Origin of the sequence: Paracoccus wurundjeri, from assembly GCF_030678915.1 — a bacterium.
Lineage (GTDB): Bacteria > Pseudomonadota > Alphaproteobacteria > Rhodobacterales > Rhodobacteraceae > Paracoccus > Paracoccus onubensis_A.
In genome coordinates this window covers 25,878-50,799 of the sequence record NZ_JAUUTZ010000012.1, presented here as the reverse complement: position 1 = coordinate 50,799, position 24,922 = coordinate 25,878, and the positions used below count along the sequence as shown (strand labels likewise).

The 24,922-nt window shown below is 57.8% G+C and carries 26 protein-coding genes; 11 read left to right on the top strand and 15 right to left on the bottom strand.

Annotated features, from left to right (window positions below):
* Positions 1–23 precede the first annotated feature (23 nt).
* The 7 genes from Q0601_RS13225 (at position 24) to cysN (ending at position 7,757) form a co-directional block, all read left to right on the top strand.
* Entirely contained in the window at positions 24–1,064 is a 1,041-nt protein-coding gene (locus Q0601_RS13225) for an A/G-specific adenine glycosylase (RefSeq protein WP_305290313.1), read from the top strand.
* The gene (locus Q0601_RS13220; RefSeq protein ID WP_305290312.1) at positions 1,061–2,200 is read left to right on the top strand and encodes an alkane 1-monooxygenase; all 1,140 of its coding nucleotides are present in this window, start codon (positions 1,061–1,063) and stop codon (positions 2,198–2,200) included. The genes Q0601_RS13225 and Q0601_RS13220 overlap by 4 nt, the downstream gene beginning before the upstream one ends.
* 11 nt (positions 2,201–2,211) lie before the next feature.
* Positions 2,212–2,964, top strand: a complete 753-nt coding sequence (locus Q0601_RS13215) for a 5-oxoprolinase subunit B family protein (protein WP_305290311.1) — start codon at positions 2,212–2,214, stop codon at positions 2,962–2,964.
* Positions 2,961–3,974, top strand: coding sequence for a 5-oxoprolinase subunit C family protein (locus tag Q0601_RS13210; protein WP_305290310.1), 1,014 nt, complete (start codon positions 2,961–2,963; stop codon positions 3,972–3,974). Before Q0601_RS13215 ends, Q0601_RS13210 begins: the two co-directional genes overlap by 4 nt.
* Positions 3,971–4,729: a LamB/YcsF family protein gene (locus Q0601_RS13205; protein ID WP_305290309.1), complete on the top strand. Its 759-nt coding sequence runs from the start codon at positions 3,971–3,973 to the stop codon at positions 4,727–4,729. The genes Q0601_RS13210 and Q0601_RS13205 overlap by 4 nt, the downstream gene beginning before the upstream one ends.
* 170 nt (positions 4,730–4,899) lie before the next feature.
* A complete protein-coding gene (gene cysD / locus Q0601_RS13200; protein ID WP_305290308.1) occupies positions 4,900–5,835 on the top strand; it encodes a sulfate adenylyltransferase subunit CysD in 936 nt (311 codons plus the stop codon).
* Positions 5,835–7,757, top strand: coding sequence for a sulfate adenylyltransferase subunit CysN (cysN, locus tag Q0601_RS13195; RefSeq protein ID WP_305290307.1), 1,923 nt, complete (start codon positions 5,835–5,837; stop codon positions 7,755–7,757). The genes cysD and cysN overlap by 1 nt, the downstream gene beginning before the upstream one ends.
* A gap of 201 nt (positions 7,758–7,958) precedes the next feature.
* Here the strand turns inward: cysN and Q0601_RS13190 are convergent, their stop codons facing one another.
* From Q0601_RS13190 to Q0601_RS13140, 11 genes are all read right to left on the bottom strand, one after another.
* Positions 7,959–8,633, bottom strand: a complete 675-nt coding sequence (locus tag Q0601_RS13190) for a rhomboid family intramembrane serine protease (protein ID WP_305290306.1) — start codon at positions 8,631–8,633, stop codon at positions 7,959–7,961.
* 7 nt (positions 8,634–8,640) lie between these two features.
* Positions 8,641–8,835 carry a Trm112 family protein gene (locus tag Q0601_RS13185; RefSeq protein ID WP_305290305.1) on the bottom strand — a complete coding sequence of 65 codons (195 nt, stop codon included), beginning with the start codon at positions 8,833–8,835 and terminating at the stop codon, positions 8,641–8,643.
* Positions 8,832–9,458: an LON peptidase substrate-binding domain-containing protein gene (locus tag Q0601_RS13180; protein WP_305290304.1), complete on the bottom strand. Its 627-nt coding sequence runs from the start codon at positions 9,456–9,458 to the stop codon at positions 8,832–8,834. The genes Q0601_RS13185 and Q0601_RS13180 overlap by 4 nt, the downstream gene beginning before the upstream one ends.
* Complete coding sequence (locus Q0601_RS13175; protein ID WP_370656134.1) at positions 9,458–10,372, bottom strand: tetratricopeptide repeat protein; 915 nt, start codon at positions 10,370–10,372, stop codon at positions 9,458–9,460. Before Q0601_RS13175 ends, Q0601_RS13180 begins: the two co-directional genes overlap by 1 nt.
* A 103-nt stretch (positions 10,373–10,475) precedes the next feature.
* Complete coding sequence (locus tag Q0601_RS13170; protein ID WP_305290303.1) at positions 10,476–11,120, bottom strand: PqiC family protein; 645 nt, start codon at positions 11,118–11,120, stop codon at positions 10,476–10,478.
* A 1-nt stretch (position 11,121) separates the two neighbouring features.
* Complete coding sequence (locus tag Q0601_RS13165) at positions 11,122–13,182, bottom strand: MlaD family protein (RefSeq protein ID WP_305290302.1); 2,061 nt, start codon at positions 13,180–13,182, stop codon at positions 11,122–11,124.
* Positions 13,179–13,874, bottom strand: a complete 696-nt coding sequence (locus tag Q0601_RS13160) for a paraquat-inducible protein A (protein ID WP_305290301.1) — start codon at positions 13,872–13,874, stop codon at positions 13,179–13,181. The genes Q0601_RS13165 and Q0601_RS13160 overlap by 4 nt, the downstream gene beginning before the upstream one ends.
* Complete coding sequence (locus tag Q0601_RS13155; RefSeq protein ID WP_305290300.1) at positions 13,871–14,569, bottom strand: paraquat-inducible protein A; 699 nt, start codon at positions 14,567–14,569, stop codon at positions 13,871–13,873. The genes Q0601_RS13160 and Q0601_RS13155 overlap by 4 nt, the downstream gene beginning before the upstream one ends.
* Before the next feature lie 191 nt (positions 14,570–14,760).
* Complete coding sequence (locus Q0601_RS13150) at positions 14,761–16,557, bottom strand: sensor histidine kinase (protein WP_305290299.1); 1,797 nt, start codon at positions 16,555–16,557, stop codon at positions 14,761–14,763.
* A gap of 12 nt (positions 16,558–16,569) precedes the next feature.
* Entirely contained in the window at positions 16,570–17,169 is a 600-nt protein-coding gene (locus tag Q0601_RS13145) for an RNA polymerase sigma factor (RefSeq protein ID WP_305290298.1), read from the bottom strand.
* Between the two features lie 3 nt (positions 17,170–17,172).
* The gene (locus Q0601_RS13140; protein WP_119750828.1) at positions 17,173–17,319 is read right to left on the bottom strand and encodes a NepR family anti-sigma factor; all 147 of its coding nucleotides are present in this window, start codon (positions 17,317–17,319) and stop codon (positions 17,173–17,175) included.
* Between the two features lie 96 nt (positions 17,320–17,415).
* On the opposite strand from Q0601_RS13140, the gene Q0601_RS13135 reads away from it, so the two are divergent.
* Positions 17,416–18,219, top strand: coding sequence for a response regulator (locus Q0601_RS13135; RefSeq protein ID WP_305290297.1), 804 nt, complete (start codon positions 17,416–17,418; stop codon positions 18,217–18,219).
* Between the two features lie 44 nt (positions 18,220–18,263).
* Here the strand turns inward: Q0601_RS13135 and Q0601_RS13130 are convergent, their stop codons facing one another.
* From Q0601_RS13130 to Q0601_RS13115, 4 genes are read right to left on the bottom strand one after another with little or no spacing between them, the layout of a single operon-like run.
* Positions 18,264–19,118 carry a YihY/virulence factor BrkB family protein gene (locus tag Q0601_RS13130; protein WP_305290296.1) on the bottom strand — a complete coding sequence of 285 codons (855 nt, stop codon included), beginning with the start codon at positions 19,116–19,118 and terminating at the stop codon, positions 18,264–18,266.
* Between the two features lie 51 nt (positions 19,119–19,169).
* The gene (dnaQ, locus tag Q0601_RS13125) at positions 19,170–19,874 is read right to left on the bottom strand and encodes a DNA polymerase III subunit epsilon (RefSeq protein WP_305290295.1); all 705 of its coding nucleotides are present in this window, start codon (positions 19,872–19,874) and stop codon (positions 19,170–19,172) included.
* Positions 19,867–20,454, bottom strand: coding sequence for a dephospho-CoA kinase (gene coaE, locus Q0601_RS13120; RefSeq protein WP_305290294.1), 588 nt, complete (start codon positions 20,452–20,454; stop codon positions 19,867–19,869). The genes dnaQ and coaE overlap by 8 nt, the downstream gene beginning before the upstream one ends.
* Positions 20,451–21,305, bottom strand: a complete 855-nt coding sequence (locus tag Q0601_RS13115) for a shikimate dehydrogenase (RefSeq protein WP_305290293.1) — start codon at positions 21,303–21,305, stop codon at positions 20,451–20,453. The genes coaE and Q0601_RS13115 overlap by 4 nt, the downstream gene beginning before the upstream one ends.
* Before the next feature lie 494 nt (positions 21,306–21,799).
* On the opposite strand from Q0601_RS13115, the gene Q0601_RS13110 reads away from it, so the two are divergent.
* From Q0601_RS13110 to mnmE, 3 genes are all read left to right on the top strand, one after another.
* Positions 21,800–22,246: a CopD family protein gene (locus Q0601_RS13110; protein ID WP_305290292.1), complete on the top strand. Its 447-nt coding sequence runs from the start codon at positions 21,800–21,802 to the stop codon at positions 22,244–22,246.
* A 124-nt stretch (positions 22,247–22,370) separates the two neighbouring features.
* Positions 22,371–23,642 carry a transcription termination factor Rho gene (gene rho, locus Q0601_RS13105; protein WP_305290291.1) on the top strand — a complete coding sequence of 424 codons (1,272 nt, stop codon included), beginning with the start codon at positions 22,371–22,373 and terminating at the stop codon, positions 23,640–23,642.
* Positions 23,643–23,652: 10 nt separating this feature from the next.
* Complete coding sequence (gene mnmE, locus Q0601_RS13100; RefSeq protein WP_305290290.1) at positions 23,653–24,921, top strand: tRNA uridine-5-carboxymethylaminomethyl(34) synthesis GTPase MnmE; 1,269 nt, start codon at positions 23,653–23,655, stop codon at positions 24,919–24,921.
* Position 24,922: the final 1 nt, after the last annotated feature.

Below are 24,922 nucleotides of genomic sequence, written 5' to 3'. Positions count from 1 at the left end.
GCGAATGGTCGGAGTTCTGAAAATTGCGTGACAGCAAGGTGATCGGAGCGCAGCTTCTGGAATGGTATGACCGCCATGCCCGCATCCTGCCGTGGCGCGTGCCGCCGGGCAGGGGCAATGCCGATCCTTATCGCGTCTGGCTGTCCGAGATCATGTTGCAGCAGACCACGGTTGCCGCGGTGAAAGCTTATTTCGAACGGTTCATCGATCTCTGGCCAACGGTGCAGGCACTTGCAGCGGCAGAGGATGCCCGGGTGATGGCCGAATGGGCGGGGCTGGGTTATTACGCCCGCGCCCGGAACCTGCTGGCATGTGCGCGGCAGGTTTCCGAAGCGGGCGGTTTCCCGACGACTCGTGAAGGCTTGCAGGCATTGCCCGGCATCGGCCCCTATACATCCGCCGCCATTGCCGCCATCGCCTATGACCTGCCCGAAACCGTCGTTGACGGTAATGTCGAACGGGTCGTGGCGCGGCTGTTTGCCATTGAAACTCCGCTGCCCACGGCCAAGCCTGAACTGGTCACCCTTGCCGGCGGCCTGACACCAGGACACAGGCCCGGCGATTACGCGCAGGCGATGATGGATCTGGGCGCCACGATCTGCACACCGGGCAATCCTGCCTGCGGCATCTGCCCGCTTACCGGCGAATGCGATGCGCGCCAGCAGGGAATCGCGGCGGAGCTGCCGCGCAAATTGCGGAAAACTGCCAAGCCAAACCGAAAGGGCGTTGTCTGGGTGGCATGGCAGGGCGGTTCGCTGCTACTCGAAGAACGGCCCGCCAAAGGATTGCTTGGCGGAATGATGAGTTTCCCCTCGGCGGGGTGGGACGGGCGCGATCTGCCTCCTCCCGGTCAGGCCGATTGGCGCGAAATCGGAGAGGTGCGGCATGTGTTCACCCATTTCAACCTGTCCCTGACAGTGCTGCAGGGGAAATTGGCGGGGCCGCCGCAGCGGGGGCATCTGGTCCCGGCGCAGGATCTTGACAGGAACGGGTTGCCGGGATTGATGCGCAAGGTCTGGGATGTGGCACAAGCAGAACATGGCAGTCTGAAGGAACAAGCATGAGTGGAAAATCATCTGGTCCTCTTCCCGCAGCCGCTCCTTTCTGGATGTCGGCCGCCATGCCGCCGCTGGTCGCGCTTGCCGCGTGGCAAGGGGGGTTCTGGTGGATGCTGCTGCCCGCCTATGCATGGTATCTGACCACGGCGCTTGATGGCGTTCTGGGCCTGAACGAGGATAACCCCGATCCCGAAACCGCCCTACCACAGCTTTTCTGGCACCGCGCGGTCACGATCATCTGGTTCCCGCTGCAATTCGCGGCGATTTTCGGATCGATCTGGTATGTGACCGCCACGGGACATCTGTCCGGGCTGGAAAAACTTGGCCTGTTCTTTGGTATCGGGGTGCTGTCGGGCTCTATCGGCATCGTCTACGCGCATGAATTGCTGCATCAGAAAACCGCGCTGGAGCGCTGGCTGGGTGATCTTCTGCTGGGTTCGGTCCTGTACTCGCATTTCCGCACCGAGCATCTGCTGGTTCACCACTCATGGGTCGCAACCCCCCGTGACGCGGTATCTGCCCGCTATAACGAGAATTTCTACCGCTTCTTCTGGCGCGTGCTGCGCGATGGCCCCGTCAGTGCGTGGCGCGCCGAAACCGGCAAGCTTGCGCGGGGCCGCAAAGGGCCGTTCGACCGGCGCAATCCGTTCTGGCGCTATGCGGCGATCCAGCTTGCCATGCTGGGGCTGGCGCTGTGGCTGGGCGGCTGGCAGGGGCTTTTGCTGTTCGTCTTTCAGGCATTTATCGCCGTCTGGCAGCTTGAGCTGACGAATTACGTCGAACATTACGGCCTGACCCGTCGCTATCTGGGCGAGGGCCGTTACGAACATATCCTGCCCCGCCATAGCTGGAACGCCTCGCACAAGGGCTCGAACTGGCTGCTGATCAATCTTCAGCGTCACTCGGATCATCATTACAAGCCCGACCGCCGCTTTCCCTTGCTGCAAACCTATGGCGAGGATGAGGCGCCGCAATTGCCTTTCGGCTATCCGGCGATGACATTCGTGGCCATGGTTCCGCCCTGGTGGCGGCGGCGGATGAACCCGCGCGTTCGCGCATGGCGGCGGCAATTCTATCCCGATATCGAGGATTGGGGTCCCTATAATCGCGGAGAGCTGCCAATGCCTCGAAATGCGCTGTGAACGAGGTTTTCATGTCGCGTGAAACCCTGCAAGACACGGAACCCCGGGTGCTTTGGGCTGGAATGGACGGCGTGCTGCTGCGCTTTGCACTGACCCCCGAGCCTGCGGCAATGGCGGCGGCGCAACGACTGGCGGCCGATCTGGAGGATCGCACCCCTGACGGAGTGATCGAGATCGCGCCGGGGCTTGTCTCGGTCCTGTTGCGCTTTGACCCTGCGAAAACGGCGCGGACAGTACTGGCAGAGGAACTTCTGACCCGGGCACAGCGCATTCGGCAGCGCGCGCAGGACATCCCCGATCCCGCCCGGAGATGGACGATCCCCGTCGCCTTCGGCGAGGAATACGGGCCGCAGCTTGACGAGGTGGCGCAGGCGGTCGGCTGTCGCCCCGAGGATGCCATCCGTCAGATCTGCGACGCGGATCTGCGGGTGCTGGTGATCGGATTTGCCCCCGGCCAGCCCTATATCGGCCTGCTGCCCGAGGAATGGAACCTGCCGCGCCAATCCGGCCTGACGCCCGAGGTTCCCGCCGGGGCAATCGTCGTCGCCGTGCGGCAGATTGTGATGTTCGGTGCGGCCTCTGCGACGGGCTGGCGACAGGTCGGGCGCGCCGCATTTCGCAGCTTTCGCCCCAGGCAGGACACACCCATGCCGCTGAAAGCCGGCGACGCGATCCGGTTTGAGCAGGCACCCGGCCCCGAGATCGAGGCGCTTGAGCAAGCGGGCGATCTGTCCGGTGGCGCAAAACTGAAGGTGCTGCGATGAGCGTTTTGCATCTGCGCCGGGTCGACGGGCTTCTGACGGTTCAGGACATGGGCCGTCCGGGCCATCTGGCCAGTGGTTTGTCCCGCGGCGGCGCCATGGACCGGCTTGCACTGATCGAAGCCGCGGCGCTGTTGGGCGCGAACGCACCGCTTGCCGCAATCGAAATGGCAGGCGCGGGCGGGATTTTCGAAACCGATCAGCCGATGCGTATCGCCCTGACCGGCGCACCGATGACCGCAACGCTGGATGACGCGCCGCTGCGATGGCACGCATCGCATCTGATCCTGCCGGGGCAAAGCCTGCGGATCGGAGGAGTGCAGGCGGGAAGCTACGGCTACCTGACACCCGCCGGAGGGATGGCGACCGAGGAATGGCTGGGCAGCCGCTCGGCCCATCTAAGCATCGGAATCCTTGCGCCGCTATCGCCATGCAACCTGCCCGTCGGGGACGATCCGGAACCCGACAGACCGTCGCAACTGATCGAGCCTGTCCGTCGCTTCAATGGCGGCACGATCAGGGTGATCGACGGGCCGCAAACCGGGCTGTTCGGCGACGAGGTCCTTGCCGGTTTTCATGAAACCACCTTCATCCGCTCGGATCGCGGCAATCGCCAGGGGGTCAGGTTCGACGCTGAACGGAACTTCACCTCGGATCTGGCTGCCGGACTGGCCTCGGATCTCATCGGGCCGGGGGATCTGCAGATGACCGGCGATGGCGTGCCCTTTGTCCTGATGGCCGAATGCCAGACCATCGGAGGGTATCCGCGTATCGGGACGGTCATTCCCGCCGATCTGCCCATCGCGGCACAGGCCGCGCCCGGCGCGAAACTACGTTTTCAACGTCTGCCACTGGACGAGGCGGACAGGCTTTGGCAAACCGAAACCCGGCAAATCCAGACCGCCGCGGCAGCCTGCCGTCCCTTGGTCCGCGATCCGGCCCTGATGCCGGATCTGCTGGCCTATCAACTGATCGGCGGCGTGACCGCGGGTCGAGAACTGGAGGATCAATGATGCGTGTCGACCTGAATTCCGATATGGGCGAAAGCTTCGGGCCGTGGGTGATGGGCGATGACAACGCGCTTCTGGATATCATCACTTCGGCCAATATCGCCTGCGGTTTTCATGCCGGTGATCCGGATGTCATGGCCCGCACCATGGCTCTTGCCCATGCCCGTGGCGTCGGTATCGGCGCCCATCCGGGTTTCGCCGATCTGCAGGGATTCGGCCGCCGCCGGATCCGGCTGAGCGCGGAAGAGCTGGGAAACATGGTTGCCTATCAGGTCGGCGCGGCCATCGGCATGGCGCGCATGGCGGGCGTGGAACTACGACATCTGAAGCTGCACGGAGCCCTGTCGAACATGGCCACGGACGAACCCGAGCTTGCCCGCATCTGCTATGAAGCCGTCCTGAAGGTCGATCCGTCACTGGTCCTTGTCGTGCTGGCCGGTACGGCACTGGAAGCGGCGGCGCGCGATCTGGGCGCGGCATATGCTTCCGAGATTTTCGCGGACAGGGCGTATAACGACGATGCCTCGCTGGTCGATCGCAGCCAGCCCGGAGCGGTGCTGCACGACCCGGACGAGGCGGGGAAACGCATGGTCGAGATGATCCGCGAGGGCGCGATCATTACCGGCAGCGGCAAGCGGATCCCCTGCCGAATCGACACGATCTGCGTTCATGGTGATTCTGCCCAGGCGGTTGCCATGGCCTCAACAGTCAGGAAAACCCTGACCGATGCCGGAATCGAGGTAAGGCGATTTGATTAACCGGCAAGCGGCAGCGAACCGCAATTAAGTCAACGCCGATGAAATCATGAAGAGTTTACACCGACTTTGCCGATTTAAGCAGAATCTTAAGCGTAATTCTGCTGCCCCCCCTTGGTATTATCGCCCAGATCTGCCACATGCCAGACCGCATAGGACAAAGAGTTATAGCCATGACAATCCAGCCCGCCACTGAACCTGAACTCAGCACGGCAACGCTGACTCATTTGCAGCGTCTTGAAGCTGAAAGCATTCATATTATGCGCGAGGTTGTGGCAAATGCCGACAACCCCGTGATGTTGTATTCCGTAGGCAAGGATTCCGCCTGCATGCTGCATCTGGCGAAGAAGGCGTTTTATCCGGCCTCTCCGCCTTTCCCGCTGATGCATGTCGACACGACGTGGAAGTTCCGCGCCATGTACGAGTTGCGCGACCGCGCGGCCGAAGATGCCGGGATGAAGCTGATCGTTCACCACAATCCCGAGGCAGTCGAGAAGGGCATCAACCCGTTCGATCACGGCAGCCTGCACACCGATATGTGGAAGACCGACGGTCTGAAACAGGCATTGACCAAGTATAATTTCGACGTCGCTTTCGGCGGCGCCCGTCGCGATGAAGAGAAATCCCGCGCGAAAGAGCGGATCTTCTCGTTCCGCTCGGCCAATCACCGCTGGGATCCGAAGAACCAACGGCCCGAGCTTTGGCGGCAATACAACACCCGCAAGGCGAAGGGCGAATCGATCCGGGTCTTCCCGCTGTCGAACTGGACCGAGCTGGACATCTGGCAATATATCCATCTGGAAGGCATCGAGATCGTGCCGCTCTATTTCTCGGAGCCGCGCCCGGTGGTCGAGCGTGACGGATTGCTGATCATGGTGGATGACGACCGTTTCCGGCTGAATGAAGGCGAAACGCCGCAGATGAGATCCGTCCGTTTCCGGACGCTTGGCTGCTATCCGCTGACCGGCGCGGTTGAATCCGAAGCGAAGACCTTGCCCGAGGTCATTCAGGAAATGCTGCTGACCACCACGTCCGAGCGTCAGGGCCGCGCGATCGACCACGATAGCGCCGCCTCGATGGAGAAAAAGAAACAAGAGGGGTATTTCTGATGACCCTGGATACCAAAGATCCCGTATACCTCACCGATACGCTGATCGCCGAGGATATCGACGCCTATCTGCTGAAGCATCAGCACAAGACCATGCTGCGCTTCATTACCTGCGGCTCGGTCGATGACGGCAAATCGACGCTGATCGGGCGGTTGCTTTACGACAGCAAGATGATCTTCGAGGATCAGCTTGCCAGCCTGGAGAACGACTCGAAAAATGTCGGCACACAGGCAGGCGAGATCGATTTCGCGCTTCTGGTCGATGGTCTTGCCGCCGAGCGCGAGCAGGGCATCACCATCGACGTGGCCTATCGTTTCTTTGCCACCGACAAGCGGAAATTCATCGTCGCCGACACGCCGGGACATGAGCAATATACCCGCAATATGGTGACCGGTGCCTCGACCGCCGATCTGGCTGTGATCCTGATCGATGCGCGTCAGGGCGTTCTGACCCAGACCAAGCGCCACAGCTATCTTGTGAATCAGTTGGGCATCCGCAATGTCGTGCTGGCCATCAACAAGATGGATCTGGTCGATTACTCGGCCGAGCGGTTCTACGAGATCGTCGGCGAATATTCGCATTTCGCCAAGCAGATCGGCATGGAAAGCTTCCTTCCGATCCCGATTTCCGGGCTGAAGGGCGATAATATCGTCACCAAAAGCGAAAATATGGCCTGGTTCCAGGGCCCGACCCTGCTGGGTCATCTGGAACAGGCCCCGATCAGCGATGCGCGCATGCAGGACCATCCATTCCGTATGGCCGTGCAATGGGTGAACCGTCCCAATCTGGATTTCCGGGGCTTTGCCGGCCAGATCGGTGCAGGCGTGGTACGCCCGGGCGACGCGATCCGGGTTCTGCCCTCGGGCAAGACCACGCGCGTCAAATCCATCGTCACCTATGACGGCAATCTGGATCAGGCCATCGCCGGACAATCCGTAACGCTGACCTTCGAGGACGAGATCGATTGTTCGCGTGGCGATGTGATCGTGAAATCCGACGAACCCTGCGAGGTCGCCGACCAGTTCGAGGCAATGCTGGTCTGGATGTCCGAAGAGGAAATGCTGCCGGGCCGTCCCTATATCCTCAAGATCGGCACACAAAGCGTCACCGCGACCGTGACCGAGCCGAAATACGAGGTGAACGTCAACACGCTGGAGCATCTGGCCTCGAAAACGCTGGGGCTGAATGCGATCGGGGCGGTCAATATCTCTACCGACCGGGCGATCCCCTTCGAGGCTTATGACAAAAACCCCGATCTGGGCGGCTTCATCCTGATCGACCGGATGACCAATGCCACGGTCGCGGCGGGGATGATCAAATTCGCCCTGCGGCGCAGCCAGAACATCCACTGGCAAGCCGTCGATGTGGACCGTGACGCGCATGCCGCGCTTAAGAATCAGAAGGCCGCTGTCGTCTGGTTCACTGGTCTTTCGGGTTCGGGCAAATCGACAATCGCGAATATCGTCGAGAAGAAACTGCATGCGCTTGGAAAGCATACATTCCTTTTGGACGGCGATAACGTTCGCCACGGGCTGAACCGGGATCTGGGCTTTACCGATGCGGACAGGGTCGAGAATATCCGCCGCGTGGGTGAAGTCTCGCGGCTGATGACCGATGCCGGTCTGATCGTGCTGACGGCGTTCATCTCGCCCTTCCGTTCCGAGCGGCGGATGGTCCGGGAACTTCTGACAGATGGCGAGTTCGTCGAGGTCTATGTGGACACGCCACTTGAAGTCGCCGAGCAACGCGACGTCAAGGGTCTGTACAAGAAGGCGCGCGCCGGCGAGTTGAAGAACTTCACCGGTATAGACAGTCCCTATGAAGCGCCCGAAACCGCAGAGCTGACCGTTAACACAGTCGAGCTGAGCGCCGAGGAAGCCGCCGAAAAGGTGGTCGATTATATCCTCAAGTCATCGCGCTGACGGATATCGGTTTGCATTCCGGAAGCGGGCGTTCGCGTCCGCTTCCGGTCAGAGCGCGTCGCATTGAATCGGAAACGCCGGCTATCTGCGTCCCGCGATGGCCGGGGGCCAGCCCCCGGACCCCCGAGGTATTTGAACAAAAAAGAAGGAAGAGGGACGCCGGAGATCGTTCCGGTAAATCAGGCCGCTTGATTCCAGCCTTTATCGCGTATTCCGTGGATTTACCGTTGGAAACCGAGACCGGTGCGGTTGTTTGAATTCCGGTCTCAGCGGCAGCAAAAGCCCCAGAACAAAGCCCGCCACGGTTCCGCCCAGATGCGCCTGCCATGCGATATTGGGCACGGCGAAAGTCAGGGCGATATTCAGCCCGCCGATGATCAGTACCGTCCGCCAGATCGGTCGCATCGACATCGCGTTGTGAAGACGCCATTTGATTGCCTGAGCGATCAGTGCCGCAGCAACACCGAAAATCGCACCTGACGCGCCAACCATCGGAGCTGTCAGTACAGACATCCACGCAAATGCCAAAGCAGCGGCAATCTGCGAAACAAGATAGACCAGACCCATCCGCAGCGGGCGCATGAAGCGGGCAAGCTCCCTTGCCACCGCGACAAGGGAAAACATGTTCATCGCCAGATGCATCAATCCGCCGTGCAGCAGCCCGTAGGTCAGGAACATGACAAGGGGCTGACCCGGATACAGACCTTTCCCGCTTTGGAAAACCGGCAGCCAGAACGCACCGGTCAGATTCGCCATGGCCCGCAATGGCTGGTCGAACCCCACAACCGGAGCCAGCCAGAAAGCCGCCTCGATTGCACAGCACGTTACGATCAGAATCCTGATCCACAAAGGCAGGGAGGGGCGGTCGAGTGCCATCTGACGCTTAATCCGCCTTGATCTGGCGAGCCTCATCGATCAGCATGATCGGGATCCCCGCATGGATCGGAAATGCCAGCCCCGCTGCTTTCGACACAAGTTCCTGCCGGTCGCGGTCGTAATACAGCACCGTATGGGTCACCGGACATACCAGGGCCTCCAGCATGTGGCGGTCGAATTCGGGGCGCGCGTTATCTGTCATTGCAAAGGCTCGTCATTTTCGCCGCAGCGAAGGGCATAATCGATCAGCCCCTCAAGAAGTTCCCGGCGCTCGGTCAGGGTTCGGGTTTCTAGCAAAGCCTGCTTTTCGCCGGGTGAAAAGGGCAACAGCATTGAGAATGCGTTGATCAGGACTTCATCGGCAGCTTTCCCCGCCTCTTTCAGATCGGTCGAAAGCTGACGCAACTCGGCATAGCGGCACAGCCTGTCCAGTAAAGCCGGGCGGTCAAGGTCAGGATCGAATTCCGGCCCGCCAAGATCCCGCGCGAATTCCGCCCAATCTATCTGTGCTTGCTGATACGGGGCGAAACCTTCCTCGATCCCGGTCAGGCGGAACCGCGAGACGGCGCGCAATGTTATCATCATCCGCCCATCGTCGCTTTCAGAGAAGGCGACAAGCCGTCCCGCGCAACCGATATCGGCCAGCCCGTCGTCAACGGGTTGGATCATGCCAATCAGCCGGTGATCGGTTTTCAGCGTGTCATCAAGCATCTGAAGATAACGGGGCTCGAAAACATGCAATGGCAGCTTGGCCCGAGGCAGCATGACCGCCTCGGCCAGCGGAAACAGCGCGATCCGCGAGGGCAGATCGAACCGGAAAGCCATCACGCGAAGATCAGCGAGGAAAGCCGACGGCGGCCTTTCTGGCCAATCGGATCATTCGGCTTGAGGCTTTCGAAAATCGTCAGAAGCTGCGCCTTGGCCGCACCGTCATTCCATTCGCGGTCGCGACGGAAACTGTCCAGAAGCGTATCCACCGCCTCTTCGACCTGACCGGCTGCATGAAGCGCCCTGGCATATTCCAGCCGAGCTTCCTGATCGTCGGGATTCGCCTCGACACGCGCCTGCAGATCGCCGATGGGACCGGCATCCTCGGCCTGCTGGGCCAGTTGCAGTTGTGCCTTCGCGGCCTCGACCGGCGCGGATTCGGCAATTCCGGCGGGCACCTGTTGCAATGTCGAAGCAGCGGCCGCAGCGTCTCCGGCGGCCAGATGCGAACGGATCAGACCGCCCCAGGCCTCGGCGTTCTCGGGCTCTTCGCCGATAATGGCGGCAAAGGTTTCGATCGCGTCACCTGCCGCGCCTTCGTCAAGCATCGACTCGGCGGCGGCAAGTGCCTCGGACAAACCGCCGTCGTCACCGGAAAGCGCTGCCAACTTATCCACGAACTGCTTGATCTGGCTTTGCGGAACCGCGCCCTGGAAGGCATCCACAGGGCGGCCCTGAAAGAAGGCATAAACGGTTGGAACAGACTGCACGCGCAATTGCGAGGCAATCATCTGATTTTCGTCGATATTGACCTTGGCCATGCGGATCCGGCCCTTATGCCGCGCCACTTCCGCCTCGAGCTGTGGGCCAAGCGTCTTGCACGGGCCGCACCATGGCGCCCAGAAATCCACGACGACCGGAACTTCCATGGACTTCTCGACAACCTCAGCCATGAAATCGGCTTCGGTCACGTCACGGATGAATTCACCAGTCTGTGGCGCGTTATCGGCGCCATCGAACAGCATGGTCATTTTGCCCCCAATCGGCTGAGATCAACGGTTGCCCGCAATATGGGGCGCGGGACGCCCGAACGAAAGGGCAGATCCGCGCAAAACCGGGTCAGCGGCCTGTTCATCAGAAAATCGGGTCCAGTGCAAATGGATCAGGCGATGCGCTGGTCGCAATCGTCCGGCCCGGCCCGCCAAGAGTGGCAATCTGCCCGGCAAGCTGGCCGATCGCCTGCGACATCGCGCGCGCGATCGCGGCGGGTTGATTTCCTTGTAGCGGAACGGAAATATCAAAGCTGCGGGCGTGATTCGTGCCGCCGCTGGATTGATCCGACACGAAATAACGCCCGCTTAGGCGATAGATCCCATCGGCCTGCGCAAGCGCCTTTTCGACCCGGACGACAAGCTCGCGCTGCGGAGGCTCGGCCAGCGGCCAGGGCTCGCCGATGACTGTCGCGCCCGAGATGTCCGAGATCTCTCGCGCAAGGGCAAGGGTGAAGGCGCGCTGGGGATTGTCCGCCCAGAGATTGTCAGGGTTCGAACGGATCGCGCCATCTTCGGTCTGCCACATCACCTCTTGATCAGAGGCATATTCAGGCAGCGACACGTCCTTGAGTTCTGCGGATCCCAGACGGTTCGGCACCTGTCCGGATCCGGACGGGGGATCGATCAGGAATCTGCCGGTTTTTTCTGGATTCGAACAGGCGGTCAGCGCCAGCAGCATGCCCAGCAGCAGGGCGGAAGAACGCACCGGGTGAAACTTCATATTCATGTCATCGTCCCAGAATAAAGGCGCGCGGATTACGTTCAATCATGCGGGCCAGAGAGCCAAATGATTCCGTCGCCCGGCGCAATTCGCGCAGCATGTTGATGGCCTCGGTATTGAATGCCGAACGATTGCCATATGCCGCAAGAACCGTATCGGCACGCGCCGCGGTGACTTGCAGACGTTGGATCAGTTCGGGCAGATCCTGAACGGCTTTCGCGATTTCGTCGGCGGCGATACTTGCCGAATTCAGTGCGCTGTTCAGGCTTTCGGTGGCATTGCCGTCCCGCAGATCGTTCAGCAGCCCTGCGGCGGCTTCAAGCGTGTTGGACAGATTGCGCGGCAATGCCTCGGCATCCTCGCTGCCAAGCATCGCCCGGAGATCTGCCAATATGCCCTCTGCCTGGGCGCCGATTGCCGCGAAATCCACCTCATTTATCTTCGCGGCGATCTGATCGATTTCTTCCACCATTGCAGGGACTTCGTCGGCAGCCTCCTGAACAGATATGAATGCCGCGGTTGCCTCGTCAACCATAGTGCCCATATTCTTTGCCGCGCCGCTTTCACGAAGCTCTTTCGTGATCGTCGTGACATCGATCAGGGCCGTCTGCGCCTCGTCAATGGTTTTGCGCAGAGTTTCGGGAATTGCCCTTGTATCCGGTGCGCTGGCGATTGCGGTGATGCTGTCCATCATGTCGGTCGCGGATACCAGCACCTGTTCGATCGGCAGATCACCGATACGGTTCATGAACCCTTCGGCGGTTTGCGTGAAATTGGACAGATCGCCCTCGACCGCGGGAACGATCGGGTAGGGTTTGGCGTCCATATCGATCTCGGCCGCGGGCGCGGTCGGAATATTGACCAACTCGATCATCAGAGCACTGCCAAAGAAACCGGTGCTGGCGACCCGGGCGCGAAGGCCCGACTGAACCGAATCCTGCAGGAATTCAAGCGCATCCTCGGGCGTCGCATCGGTATCCAGCCCCAGCCTGCTGGGCGAAACCGCGATCGTTACCCTTTGCAGAGTGACCGGCGGCATATCTTCGTTATCCGGCTCTTGCACGAAAACGGAAATATTGGTGACCGTGCCGACTTTGAGCCCGAAGAACTGAACGTCCGAGCCTTTGGAAAGACCGGAAACGGAATTATCCACCAGCACATTAAGATGAAGCTGTTCGGACTGGTCCTCGATGAACATGTTGCTTCTGGCGGTGTCTTCATCGGGGTAGACGGTAAAGACCTGCCCCGTCTCGACCTGCCTTCCGCCAGAGGCCAGCGTGTCGAAGGCAACGCCACCCTGCAGCAGTGACGCAAGGGAGTTCACATTGAACGATACCCCGCTCGTGCCCAGGGAAAGCGAGAAACCCGACGTATCCCAGAAGGTTGTCGCAGTCGTCAGACGCTTGTCATGCGGTGCCTCGACAAAGGCGTTGGCAACCACCATGTCCGAGCCATCCTCGGCCAATCGGATATTGTCCATCTGGCCGACCTGAACCCCGTGATAAAGGATCGGCGCGCCCTCCGAGATTCCGTCGGCATTGCTCATTCGCAAAACGATCCAGCTTCCCTCGGCATCGCTGCGAACCAGCGGAGGACGTTCAAGCCCGGTGAAATGGGTTTCCCGGGTAGAAACCTCGGAATCCCAGTAACCCTCGATGAACGCCCCCGACAGCACGGTATCGAGTCGGGTAACCCCTTGTGCGGTCACCTGAGGGCGAACGATCCAGAAGCTGGCCTGATCGTCGATATATTGCGCCACATCGGAATCGATGCGGATTTGAACGCTGACCTTGGAAAGATCCGGTGTGAACCTGACCGATTCAACCTGTCCAACGGTAATTTCGCGGAAGCGCAAGGCGGTTTCCCCGGGCGTAATGCCGGTCGCATCGGCAAACTCAACCTCGATCAGGGCACCACGATTGGCATAGGAATTCCATGCAACGCCAAGCGTCACGACCAACGCCAGAATTGGCACCAGCCATACGACATTGACACCGGCCTGCGCTGCCCGTGCCGCAGTTTTACGCACCGGGCTTGCCGGTTTGATCGGACCTTGGGTATCGCTCATTCTGCCCGTGTTTCCCGCACATCGTTACCATCACTCCGGCTGCGGAGGGGAAGCCCTCGCCAGATCAGCCTTGGATCGAAACTTTGCGCAGAAAGCATCGTAAAAGCAACTGACAAGGCAAAAGAAACCGCCGCCGGTCCCGGATGAATCGACGCGACGAAGCCCAATTGCACCAGTGCCGAAAGGATCGCCACCACGAACACGTCGATCATGGACCAGCGCCCGATGAATTCGACGACTTCATATACTTTCAGCCTGACATGCGCCTGTTCGACAGTCGCGGGACGACCGGCAACCAGCGCCAGCCAGGAAATCGCCACGAATTTGGCAATCGGCACCACGACCGAGGCCACGAACACGATGGCCGCAATATCGTAGCTGCCATGATGGATCAATTCCACCACGCCTTCCAGAATCGTCGCTTCGGAGCTGCCCTGAAGACCCGCAAAGGTCTGCGTGCTCATCATCGGAAAGACATTCGCAGGAATATAGGTGATGATCCCCGCCGCCAGCCATGCCCAGACAAACTGAAGCCGCCTGCGATCGGGCGGGGTAAGTGTTTCACCACAACGCTCGCATCTGACGTGATCCGTGGGCCAGACCCGCCCGCAGCTATGACACCCGATCAGACCTGCCCGATGTGCCGTCAGCACCGGACGGGCATCATGGTTGTTTGAGGTTTCGCCATTCATGTGGATATATCAGGTTTTGGCGTTTCGACCATTTCCCGGCCATCAGTCCTCACGCCGCTGTCTTCGATCGCGTCCCAGATGGTGGTCTGACACATGAAACCCCGCGACGCGATATTGACGAAGATCAAGGCACAGAATGCCCAGAATGCCGGGCCAAGATGCACACTGGCCAAACCGGCAACCTTGACCAGGGCGACCGAGGTGCCGATGACGAAAATCTCGGCCATTGACCACGGGCGCAGATGCTCTGACAGGCGAAAAGCCGTAGCAGCATGACGGCGGGCAGGCCGGCCCTGTGCCAGCGGAACCAACGTATAAAGCAGCAGGAACGAACGCAGCACCGGCAATCCGACAATCATCAGCAGAACCGCCAGCACCAGCGGCAGCAACACACCATCCGCGAAGGAAAGTGCCACACCGAAAAGCGAGGTCGCATTGCCGAAACCCATCCGCGATATTTCCAGAAAGGGAAAGAACACCGCACCGACCATCAGAACCATTGTCGTGAAAGCCAGAGCAATAAGCTGAAGGAACGCGCCGCCGCGAGGATTGGCAAGAACCGTTCCGCAGCGGATGCAGCGAGCGGTTTCACCGGCGGTAAGTTCTTCTTCTATATGAAGCGCATCGCAGCGAGGACAGGCCATCAGCCCTTCGCCGGTTTCAAGATTATAGCTGCGTTGGCCATTTGTATCCATGCCTACAAGATAAACCGGCAGCGAGCAGGCGCAAGCAGGCAAGCTTACTCAAAACGCAATTAGAGTATGTCGTGCCCGACTGGATTCGCGTCCTTCCCCTTCACTCAAATATCCCGGGGGTCCTGGAGGCAGCGCCCCCGGTCATCATTGCAGGGCGTAGAATATGCCGTCATACACAGGAAACATTGTGGTTAATGTTTCGCGCCTTCGCGTGCCGCTGAAGTCAGCACGATATTGGTACTGTCGGGCAACTGATCCGGCTTGGGCAATTCGATCCGGAAGGGCAGCCGCATGACAAAGGTATCTCCGTCTTCTCCGAAAACCGGTTCACCCTGCAACTGCGTGGCGAACGCCTCGATCAACTGACTGCCCAGCCCTGTTCCCTCGGCCTCGTTTTCGCGTTTACCTACCGAATTCACGATTTCCAGAACACCGTTTGAACCGCCGTCACTGGTAAGACTGACGCGCACCCATGCCTGACTATCGTCATCCGGTTTCCCGGCGTATTTCAAAGCATTGGTAAAGGCTTCCGTCGCAAGCAGCGACAACGGAACAGCCTGATCCGGAAGCAGCGTTACCGGTTCGAGTTCGGTTTCAACCTTGAGATTCGAACCGGGTTCAAGCGATACATTCACCATTTGGTTGATGATATCGCCCAGCAGGCGGTCGGCCTCTACCGCGTCGAGATGCTCGGCCTGATAGAGATTCCGGTAGATCGTCGCCAGTGCCGCCACCCGGTCCTGAACCGAGCGTAAAACCCGCTTAGCATCGTTATCCGCGATCATCCGGCTTTGCATGTTGATGATCGACCCGATGAGCTGAAGATTGTTCTTCACCCGGTGATGCAGTTCTTTCAGAAGCACCGTCTTTTCGGCCACTGCCTGCTCCATCGCTTCTTCGTCGCGGATCAGGATGCGAGCCATATTATGGAATGTCTGGCTGACATCGGCGATCTCGGTTGGCGCCTCTGTCAGAACACGCGGAGCCTGATGCCGGCTGCCAATTGCAAAGCGGCGCATCTGGCCACGCAATTCGCTGATATGGCGCAGGACCAGACGAAAAACCGCGAAATAGGCCACCGCCAAGGAGATCAGCCAAAGGATGATGGGAAGTACCACCGCTCCAAATCGAGAAAGCTGCAGGAACCCGATACCGGCAATCTTCGGGCTCCAGCTGCCCAGTGCGTATACAAGTCCCGGCACAACGGGAACGACGGTGAAAACCCGCGATTCACCAGTATTGGAATAATCCCGGAACGTTGTTTCTGTCCGTGACAGAAGGCTGACCAGCTTAACGCCCTGCGGAAGGATATCCGTCGCGTTATCTCCTTCGCCACGATCAGCAGTCAGGATTTCTCCGCGGTGATTGAAGGTTGCGATCCTTGCGCCTTCGGTACCGAAACCGATCGAATGGGTCGAGCGCAGCAATTCATGCGTCAGGCCGACCGAGACATATCCCAACAAATCCCGATCGCGATATAGCGGCTGCATCACCAACACTATCGAGCGCTCGGAACCGAATGCGTCGTCTACCGAGGTAACCAGTGTGCCCGGCTCGGCAATGAATTTCTCATAGGCCGGGGATTCACGCATATCCATGACCTCGGCCATATCCGCACGCGAGTGGCAGGTGCTGAGACCATTCATCGGCACAAAGCCGACATAGATATAGGTCGCGCTTCGTTCGATGAAATTCTTCATGAGATCTGCGCAGCCGCGCTTTTGGTCAAGCGCATCAAGAACTGCCGGGCCAAGAGCATCCGCCGATCCCAATGCGCTTTGCAGCAGGGCCCGTTCCCCCGCTGCGGCCGAGGCGGTGCGGCCCAGCAACGCGATTTCTGCGCTACGATCAGCCTCTTGCGAAAGATTCAGGTTCTGTACCAGCGACATCAGCCCGACGGGGAGGATCGCAACCGAAAGCAATGTGCCAAGCCGAAAGCCCAGCCGCTTGGTGAAACTCAACCGTTCGGTCAGACGCTGAAGTAACACCTACAGACCGATTTAGCGGCGGACAGGATGATTCGGCGCCATTACGGCAAGAGTAACCTGATCATTCATGTTCAACTCTTCGTTTTCTCCCAGATGCAGAAGTTCCGCCAGCTTACGCCGACCGCGATTGGCACGGGACTTCACAGTTCCGATAGCCACGCCGGTCATATCGGCGACTTCTTCATAAGAGAAACCCGATGCGCCAACCAGAATCAATGCCTCTCGTTGTTCATCGGGCAGTTGTTCGAACGCGGCGCGGAAATCCCGCAGGGCAAGGCGCCCGTCATGATCCGGACGAGTCGAGAGCCGGGCGGCATAAAGTCCGTCGCTATCGCTGACTTCCCGCTTGGTCTTGCGCCGGGCCGAATAGAATGTGTTGCGCAAAATTGTGAACAGCCAAGCCCGCAAATTCGTACCGGCCTGAAATTTATCCATATTTGTCCACGCTTTGACGATGGTGTCCTGCACCAGGTCATCGGCGGACGCACTTTCGCGGGTGAGCGAAAGGGCAAATGCCCTTAACGCGGGAAGGTGGCTGACCAGGTCGTCGCGCGGGTCGGGCTGGGCGGAAGCATTGTCGTGCTCACCACCGGATTTGTCGGCAGGTGCCATATGTTACTCCTGCTCGCGCAGTTTTTGCAGCAATTCCAGAAATCGGTCCGGGATCTGCTCGGTGCTGTCCTCTTCATACACCCGCCTCAGGTTTTCATCGATCTGTTTCTCGATCGCGTCCCTAGGGTCATTTTCTCGCTTAGGTGTCATCTTTCGTCAGCCCCGGTAATCTTGTGCGCCCCTCTTCCAACCTGTAGGTATAGGAAATGGTTCCGCCCAACATGCGAAAATCGAGGATAGACTGCAATGTCCGCTGAAAAACTGGCTCAATCCGTGGGACGCGAGCTCCCGTATCTGCGCCGCTATGCGCGCGCGCTGACCGGCAGTCAACACGCGGGCGACAATTATGCCGCCGCAACGTTGGAGGCGATCCTGACGGATCGATCTATCATGGAGGGCGAGACCGAGATCCGGATCGGCCTTTTCCGCGCCTTTCATGCAATCTGGCAAAGCACGGGCGAACCGGTGGATGACGCCGGGGCCACGATTCGCGAGAAGGCCGCACAGGCACGGCTGCGCAAGCTGACGCCGAATTCCCGCGAGGCCCTGCTTTTGCGGACGATCGAAGAACTTCGCTACGACCAGATCGCCCGGGTCATGGATATCAGCCAGTCCGAAGCCGAAGAACTGGTCGGGATCGCATTGAATGAAATGAGCAGCGCAGTCGCCGGCCGGGTCATGGTGATCGAGGATGAAACGATCATCGCCATGGATCTCAGGGGCATCGCGCAGGCGATGGGTCACGAGGTGACGGGCATCGCCCGCACGCATTCCGCCGCGCTTGAACTGGCCGGTAAAGAGCGTCCCGATCTAATTCTTGCGGATATCCAGCTTGCGGATGGCTCTTCCGGAATAGATGCCGTGAATGATCTGCTGAACAATCTGGGTGATTTGCCGGTGATCTTCATCACCGCCTTCCCGGATCGCTTGCTGACCGGCGACAGACCCGAGCCGGCCTTCCTGATCCCGAAACCCTATACCGAGGAACAGGTACGCTCGGCCGTGTCCCAAGCGATGTTCTTTGCCACGACGGAAGGTCTGGCGGTCTAGGCAGGTCTATCAATCAGAGCGGTCTGATCGAAAGAACTGGCCGCCTATTGTTCGGCGGGCGTCTTGCGGTGCCGTTTCTTCTGCGCAAGCTCGATATTAATGACGGCGCCCAACAGCACGGAAAAGCCCGCCAGATAGAACCACATGAGCAATGCGACAACAGTCCCGATAGAGCCGTAGATGCGGTTATAGCTGTTGAAGCTGCCCAGATAGGCCGAGAATCCGATAGAGGCCGCCGACCATAGAAGCGTTGCGAACAAGCCGCCCCATGTCAGCAAAGATGTGCGCTGCGCACCGACATTCGGTCCGTAGCGATAAAGGATCCCGATCCCGATATTGACCAGAACGAACATTCCTGCCCATGGCAGGGCGGTCAGCAGCGCCGCCCTTATCGGTGCTATGACCATGAATTTGAGCAATATCGGAACAACGACAATAGTCGCCATCCCGGCCAAAGAAATTCCCACCATGGCCAGAGTGAGTACATATGCGCGGATAAATCCGACCAATGTCGAGCGGCTGCGCGCGCCATGCGCTGCATTCAGCCCCCGGATAAGGGCATCGACACCGGCACGCGCGGATACCGTAGCGACTACGAAGGAAATGACAGAGGTCCATCCGATGGTGGTCCGTCCTCCTGCCGTAAGCGATCTGATCTGAGTATCTATGATGCCTGCCGCGTCTTCGGGTAGGAATTCATGCGCGACATCGACATATGTCATGATGACATTGGGTTCGAACCACAGGCTCCATAATGCAATGATTGCCGCAAGGCCGGGAAAAACCGCGAACATGGCATAGAATGCGACACCTGCTGCGATAAGAGCCATATGGCTTTCGTCCATACGCTCGAAAACAGCCTGCCAGAATGACCAAAACCTTTTAACCAGAACCAGCATCGGTTCTCCTTGACACGATTACGGACTTGCCCTGGTTGGACATGACCGCATCTAGACAGAATAACGCGACCAGATTGAATCGTCACCCAGCCCACTCAGAAACTCTGCGTGGGCGGCCGCCTCTTCCCTGGTCAGCCGGGAAGGCAATGGAACCGGCCTTGCCCTGGCCTTCTGTGAACCGGGTGTGTCTGCCATATTGGCAACCCGGCTTTCCGCAGGCTGATCCAGCACGAGATCGGGCTGCCGTCCGCCGATAAGCTCCAGATAGACCTCTGCCAGAAGTTCCGAGTCAAGCAAGGCCCCGTGCAGCTCGCGGTTTGAGTTATCAACGCCGAAACGTCTGCAAAGCGCGTCCAGAGACGCCGGAGAACCGGGAAATTTCTCGCGCGCGATGGCAAGCGTATCGAGTGCGCGGTTCCATGGCAGGACGGGGTGGCCGGCACGTTTAAGCTCTGCGTTCAGGAATTTCATGTCGAAACTGGCGTTATGGATCACCAGCTTGGAATCCTGACCTATGAAATCAAGGAAACCCTGAGCAATTTCCGAAAATTTCGGCTTGTCGCGCAGGAAATCGTCGCCAAGACCGTGAACCTCGAATGCTTCGGTCGGCATGGAGCGTTCCGGATTGATATATACGTGGAATGTATTGCCCGTAGGCAGGTGATTAAGCAATTCAAGCGCACCGATCTCGACGATGCGGTCATCCTTCTCGGCATCGAATCCCGTGGTTTCCGTATCCATGACGATTTCACGCATTGGCAAGAATCTCCTTGCAGATTCGTTCGACAGCGGCGCGCGCGGTTTCCAGATCATCCGTTGGGATCACCCAATCGGCACGGGCACGCTTCTCACTATCGGGCATCTGGCGGGACAGAAGCATCCTGAAATGATCCTCGGACATGCCGGGCCGGGACAATACCCGGGCTTTCTGCGTATCGGCATCGGTGGAAACAACTGCCACGCCATCGAAAGAGTGATCCGCAGATTTTTCGAAAAGCAAAGGAATATCAAGAATTATCAGATCCTTGTTTGAATTTCTCTGCAAAAAATCCGCGCGATTCTGGGCTACAAGTGGATGAACGATGGATTCCAGTTTCTCAATCAGGCCCGGATCTGCTTTCAGGGCAAGTTTCAACGCCTCCCGATCTATAGCATCGTTTTTCAAAGCATCCGGCACCAGAACCGAAATCGGAGCAACGGCTGCCCCACCCTGTGCGTAAAGGCGATGCACAGCCCCGTCCGCATCCCAGACGGGATGGCCAAGATCACGGAACATCTGAGCTGTGGTGGATTTTCCCATTCCGATACTGCCGGTCAACCCAAGCTTGTACGTCATTCAAGCACGACCCGGCGGGTTTCATCATCTATGGCAGGGCGTTGTCCAAACCATCTTTCAAAGCCGGGCGCCGCCTGATGCAGAAGCATTCCCAACCCATCGACAACCCGACAGCCGCGCGCCTGAGAATCGACCAGAAACTGCGTCATCAGCGGCGTATACACAAGATCGGTTACCAGGGCGTCGGGGGACAACGCATCCAACGGAATCCTGAGCGGCTGCTTGTCCTGCATTCCAAGGGAACTGGCATTGACGACAGTCACTGCACCTTCAAGCATATTTCCGGCCTGCGCCCAATCATAGACGATCACGCGCGCACCAAACTCTGCGCGAATTTGTTCGGCTCGGACACGGGTCCGATTGGTAATCCGGATCTCCTTGACCCCGCTGTCCAGAAGCGATGCGACAACCGCCCGCGCAGCGCCACCAGCACCTATGACCGCGGCGGGACTGTTATCCGCATCCCAGTCGGGCGCTGCTTGCCGCAAATTGGCGATGAATCCATAACCATCTGTGTTATCGGCATGAATTTTTCCGTCAGGGCGGAAAATGAGGGTGTTTGCGGCGCCGATCAATGCCGCACGATCGGTAACGACATCGGCAAGCGTCAGAACGGCCTCTTTATGCGGGATGGTGACATTAATTCCAACGAAACCAAGATGGGGCAGCGCGCGAAGCACTTCAGCAAGGTTTTCGGGCTTAACGGGCATAGGGATGTAATGCCCGTCGATAGAATAACGCTTCAACCAGTAACCATGCAGCTTCGGCGAACGCGAATGCATGATTGGCTGCCCGATCACTCCGGCCAATGGCGCGTGCCGTGACTGGCTTTCTGGCGAATCTTCGGTCATCACAACAATAAGTTATCTCATCTTTCAGGCTTTGAGTAGAGTAGGGTACATGCCCGCCGCAATAAAAGAGCGGATATGCAGGACGGGCAGTCATTGTGGCAGTTCAGACTCACCCAAGTGGATGAAATGCTGGATATCCCTGGGGACAATTTGCGAATATCTGCCAGCCATGATGCTTATGACCGAAACTCACGGTGAACATAAGGTAAACGAAGACCGACTATCCACAAGGGGACTACAGGAAGCTGGCATACTTGTCCCTGTGGACAAGTGAGATGATCCGGATCTTGTCGATCACTTATTATTTTTATTAATATATTGAAATAAAAAGATATTGTATGAATAATAGCTGCTTTCATGATGCCTCACCTAGCCATTCATACTGGGGATGCCGTTGTGGATAACTCGTTAATCCAGTTTTCCTCAACGCCTACAACAACAACATTTCTTTTCTTCTTTATTTTATTTAGAGGAGTCTTAACTGGAGAGATTTCATGACCGGGTTCCTGCCCTTGATCTATCTGTATGTGAAGGCATTCCATGTGATGGCTGTCATATCATGGATGGCTGGCTTGTTTTATCTTCCACGCCTGTTTGTTTACCATGTCGAGCGAGGGGCGGGGAAGGATGAGCCTGCAGCAAGTCTTTTGATCATGGAAGACAAGTTGCTTCGTCTGATCATGAGACCCGCCATGATTGCGACATGGGTCAGCGGTTTAGTTCTGGTTCTTACGCCTGGTGTGGTCGACTGGTCCATGAACTGGCCGTGGGTCAAGGCCGGATGCGTTTTGATCATGACCTGGTTTCACGGCTGGTGTGCAGGACAGCGGCAAGCATTGATCCGAGGCGTATGGTCTAGCGGAAAACGATATCGTCTGATGAACGAGATTCCGACCCTGCTGATGATTGTGATCGTTTTGTCGGTTATCCTTAAATACTGACGTCAAGATTGACTCGTCCGTCTTTACAGCCTATCTGATGCGGAAACCCGGCCGTCCGGTACGGGAATCTCCATGATATTGATACTTTCGCCAGTCGTCATGCTGGCATCGATGAGGTTACATAATGAGCGACGAACGCCTGAATCTGTCCGATCTCAAGGCCAAGAGTCCTGCAGATCTGCTGGCTATGGCAGAGGAATGGGAAATCGAGAACGCTTCGACGATGCGCAAGGGCGAGATGATGTTCTCGATCCTGAAAGAACACGCTGACGAGGGGTGGGATATCGGTGGCGAGGGAGTTCTTGAAGTCGTTCAGGACGGGTTTGGCTTCCTGAGATCTACCGAAGCGAACTATCTTCCCGGGCCTGACGATATCTATGTCAGCCCGGATATGATCCGGCAGTATTCGCTTAGAACCGGCGATACGGTTGAGGGTGTAATCCGGGCGCCGGGTGAGAATGAGCGCTATTTTGCGTTGACGAAGGTAGAACGGATCAATTTTGAAGATCCGGAGAAGGCGCGGCACAAGGTCGCGTTCGACAACCTGACACCATTATACCCGAATGCGCGGCTTAACATGGAGATCGAGGATCCGACCAGCAAGGATCGTAGCGCCCGGATCATCGATCTGGTTGCCCCGATCGGCAAGGGTCAGCGTTCACTTATCGTGGCCCCTCCGCGCACAGGTAAGACGGTACTATTGCAGAATATTGCGCATTCCATCGAGCGCAATCATCCGGAATGCTATCTGATCGTCCTGCTGATCGATGAACGCCCGGAAGAAGTGACCGACATGCAGCGAAGCGTGCGCGGCGAAGTAATTGCTTCGACGTTCGATGAACCGGCGAGCCGGCACGTCGCCGTGAGCGAGATGGTTATTGAGAAAGCTAAGCGTCTTGTTGAGCATAAACGAGATGTTGTTATTCTTTTGGATTCAATCACTAGACTTGGTAGGGCCTATAATACTACTGTTCCAAGCTCGGGCAAAGTCTTGACTGGTGGTGTCGATGCGAATGCGTTGCAGCGGCCTAAGCGTTTCTTTGGTGCGGCGCGGAATATCGAGGAAGGTGGTTCGTTGACCATTATCGCGACAGCCCTGATTGATACCGGTTCGCGTATGGATGAAGTGATCTTCGAGGAGTTCAAGGGTACGGGTAACAGTGAGATCGTACTTGACCGGAAAGTCGCTGACAAAAGGGTCTTCCCGGCAATGGATATCCTTAAGTCCGGAACCCGAAAAGAAGAACTTCTGGTGGAAGCACGAGATTTGCAGAAAACCTATCTGCTGCGTCGTATCTTGAATCCGATGGGAACGACGGACGCGGTCGAGTTTCTGATTTCGAAGCTGAAGCAGACAAAGACAAATGCCGAATTTTTCGACTCGATGAACGCCTGACGAGGTCGTCATGGATTTGATTTTTTCCGAGGCCACCTCTCCTGGGCGGGGGGGTGTCTCGGTTATTCGTCTTAGTGGAGATAATGCGCGCACCGTAGCGGAGAAACTTACCGGGCCGTTGACGCGGCCACGGTATGCTGAGTTGCGTGATATTCGTGTTGGTGATGAAACCATAGATCGCGCGCTTGTACTTTGGTTTGAAGAAGGGAGCAGCTTTACCGGCGAAGAAGTTGTTGAACTTCACCTTCATGGTGCTCCGGTTATTGTGAAGCGGATCTCGCGCGCCTTGCTGGAGATGGGGTTGCGGTGGGCGGAAGCCGGGGAGTTTACGAAGCGTGCATTCTTGAATGGCCGCATGGATCTTGCCGAAGTCGAGGGTTTGGGAGATCTTCTGGAAGCGGAAACCGAAGTTCAGCGCCAGCTTGCCACTCGCGTTGCCAGTGGCGAATTGAGCGATAAGACGGAAGCTTGGCGGGGAGCGCTTATTCGAGCCGGGGCTCTTGTCGAGGCAAGTGTTGACTTCGCGGATGAAGAGGTGCCAGAGCAGGTTCCCTTGGAAGCATATGAAATTCTATCGCAGCTCAGGGATGACCTCGATAGTGAGATAAACGGGTTCTCTGCAACAGAGCGATTGAGAAAAGGCCTTGAAGTTGCAGTTATCGGTCCGCCAAACGCTGGAAAATCCAGCCTGATAAATCGAATTGCCCGGCGGGATATTGCGCTGGTTTCGGATATCGAAGGTACCACAAGGGATATTATCGAGGTCCGACTGGATCTTTATGGGCTGGCAGTCACAATTTTGGACACTGCAGGGCTACGCGAATCTATAGATGAGATCGAGAAATTGGGTGTTGGCCTTGCAAAGAAACGAGCGATGGCCGCCGATTTGCGTCTTCATCTATCGGAAACCGGAGATGTTGTTACCGACCTGTGGAAAAACGGGGATATTTCGATCAGAACGAAATCAGATCTTGGAGATAGCATAGCTGGTGATATTGCTATTTCTTCTTCCACGGGTGATGGAATCGACGTATTACTTTCACGGCTATATGATAGGCTCTCTTTAATGGTTGTTGGTGCTCGAACCATTAGTCATGAAAGGCAGCTGACGGCCCTGGTTGATGCAAGCGCATGTCTTTCAGATATAGAGGCGCTGCCGCCGGAATTGTTAGCAGAATCTATAAGGGCGGCCGCAACGTCTCTGGATAGGTTGCTTGGCAGAATCGGTGCAGAAGAGTATCTGGGAATGATCTTTAGCTCATTTTGTATTGGGAAGTGAG